Below are 2909 nucleotides of genomic sequence, written 5' to 3' on the forward strand. Positions count from 1 at the left end.
TTGGTCAAGCCCTCGACCTATTAGTATCAGTCAGCTACATACGTTACCGCACTTACACCTCTGACCTATCAACCTTGTGTTCTTCAAGGGGTCTTACTAGCTTATGCTATGGGAAATCTCATCTTGAGGGAGGCTTCACGCTTAGATGCTTTCAGCGTTTATCCCTTCCCGACTTAGCTACCCAGCCATGCTCCTGGCGGAACAACTGGTGCACCAGAGGTCAGTCCATCCCGGTCCTCTCGTACTAAGGACAGCTCCTCTCAAATTTCCTACGCCCGCGACGGATAGGGACCGAACTGTCTCACGACGTTCTGAACCCAGCTCGCGTGCCGCTTTAATGGGCGAACAGCCCAACCCTTGGGACCTACTACAGCCCCAGGATGCGACGAGCCGACATCGAGGTGCCAAACCTCCCCGTCGATGTGGACTCTTGGGGGAGATCAGCCTGTTATCCCCGAGGTAGCTTTTATCCGTTGAGCGATGGCCCTCCCACGAGGTACCACCGGATCACTAAGCCCGACTTTCGTCCCTGCTCGACTTGTATGTCTCGCAGTCAGGCTCCCTTCTGCCTTTGCACTCTACGAACGATTTCCGACCGTTCTGAGGGAACCTTTGGGCGCCTCCGTTACTTTTTAGGAGGCGACCGCCCCAGTCAAACTGCCCACCTAACAATGTCCAGTCACCAGATTCATGGCGTCCTGTTAGAACCCCAGTACTGTCAGGGTGGTATCCCAAGGTTGACTCCACTAAGGCTGACGCCCTAGTTTCCCAGTCTCCCACCTATCCTGTACAGACAATACCGGAATTCAATGCTAAGCTACAGTAAAGCTCTACGGGGTCTTTCCGTCCAATCGCGGGTAGCGAGCATCTTCACTCGCACTACAACTTCGCCGGATTTGCAGTTGAGACAGTGCCCAAGTCATTACGCCATTCGTGCGGGTCAGAACTTACCTGACAAGGAATTTCGCTACCTTAGGACCGTTATAGTTACGGCCGCCGTTTACTGGGGCTTAAGTTCACACCTTCGCTTGCGCTAAGTGTTCCCCTTAACCTTCCAGCACCGGGCAGGCGTCAGCCCCTATACATCAGCTTACGCTTTAGCAGAGACCTGTGTTTTTGCTAAACAGTTGCTTGGGCCTATTCTCTGCGGCCTGCTCTCGCAGGCACCCCTTCTCGCGAACTTACGGGGTCAATTTGCCTAGTTCCTTAACTGCAATTCTTCCGCCGGCCTTAGGATTCTCTCCTCATCTACCTGTGTCGGTTTGCGGTACGGGCACTACTTCTCTCTCTAGATGCTTTTCTTGGAAGCATGGAATCATGTACTTCGGCCTATATGGCCTTCCCCATCACGCCTCAGAATTGTTACAGCGGATTTGCCTACCGTAACTCCCTAAACGCTTAGACTAGCATTTCCAATCGCTAGCACACACTATCCTTCTCCGTCACACCCTCGATAATAACGATGGTAGTGGTATCGGAATATCAACCGATTGTCCATCGCCTACGCCTTTCGGCCTCGGCTTAGGTCCCGACTAACCCTCAGCGGACGAGCCTTCCTGAGGAAACCTTAGATATTCGGCCTGTAGGATTCTCACCTACATCTCGCTACTAATGCCAACATTCTCACTCGTAATCAGTCCACCGCTCCTTACGGTACGACTTCAGCCCGATTACGACGCTCCCCTACCACTTGCAATTGCTTGCAAATTCGTAGCTTCGGTGGTAAGTTTAGCCCCGGTACATTTTCGGCGCAGGATCTCTCGACTAGTGAGCTATTACGCACTCTTTAAATGAGTGGCTGCTTCTAAGCCAACATCCTAGTTGTCTTAGAAATCCCACATCCTTTTCCACTTAACTTACACTTTGGGACCTTAGCTGACGATCTGGGCTGTTTCCCTTTTGACCACGGATCTTATCATTCGTAGTCTGACTGCCGGACTAAATGTATATGGCATTCGGAGTTTGATAAGGTTCGGTAAGCGATATGCCCCCTAGCCCATTCAGTGCTCTACCTCCACTACACATATCCGACGCTAGCCCTAAAGCTATTTCGGGGAGAACCAGCTATCTCCGAGTTCGATTGGAATTTCTCCGCTATCCACAGCTCATCCCATGCTTTTTCAACAGCAACGTGGTTCGGTCCTCCACGAAGTTTTACCCTCGCTTCAACCTGGCCATGGATAGGTCACCCGGTTTCGGGTCTACGGCATGCAACTAGTCGCCCTATTAAGACTCGGTTTCCCTTCGGCTCCGTACCTTAAGTACTTAACCTTGCTACATACCGTAACTCGTTGGCTCGTTCTACAAAAAGCACGTCATCACCCTCATAAGGGGCTCTGACCGGTTGTAGGCACACGGTTTCAGGTTCTATTTCACTCCCCTCCCGGGGTTCTTTTCACCTTTCCCTCACGGTACTGCTTCACTATCGGTCATCAGGTAGTATTTAGCCTTGGGAGGTGGTCCTCCCTGCTTCCCACAAGGTTTCACGTGTCTCGTGGTACTCTGGATCAGAGCTTGATAATCTTAACTTTCACCTACAGGACTATTACCTCCTACGGTCCAACTTTCCAGTTGTGTTCGGTTAGTTACGACTTCTCGTTAATGCTCTGTCCGCAACCCCAAAGATAAATCTTTGGTTTGGGCTCTTTCCCTTTCGCTCGCCGCTACTTAGGAAATCGATTTTTCTTTCTCTTCCTCTAGGTACTTAGATGTTTCAGTTCCCTAGGTTTACCCTCGTATAGCTATGTATTCACTATACGATACATGGGGTTTCCCATGTGTGTTCCCACATTCGGAAATCTCCGGATCACTGGCTATGTGCGCCTACCCGAAGCTTATCGCAGCTTATCACGTCCTTCATCGGCTCCTGATGCCAAGGCATTCACCATGCGCCCTTTGTAGCTTGACCT

1 rRNA gene is annotated in these 2909 nt (G+C 51.0%); it reads right to left on the reverse strand.

Going from position 1 to position 2909, the window contains the following annotated elements:
- Positions 1 to 2908, reverse strand: a 23S ribosomal RNA gene (locus I4V63_RS15390).
- Between the last annotated feature and the right edge of the window lies 1 nt (position 2909).

This window comes from Clostridium sp. 1001271B_151109_B4 (assembly GCF_015670405.1).
GTDB lineage: Bacteria > Bacillota > Clostridia > Clostridiales > Clostridiaceae > Clostridium.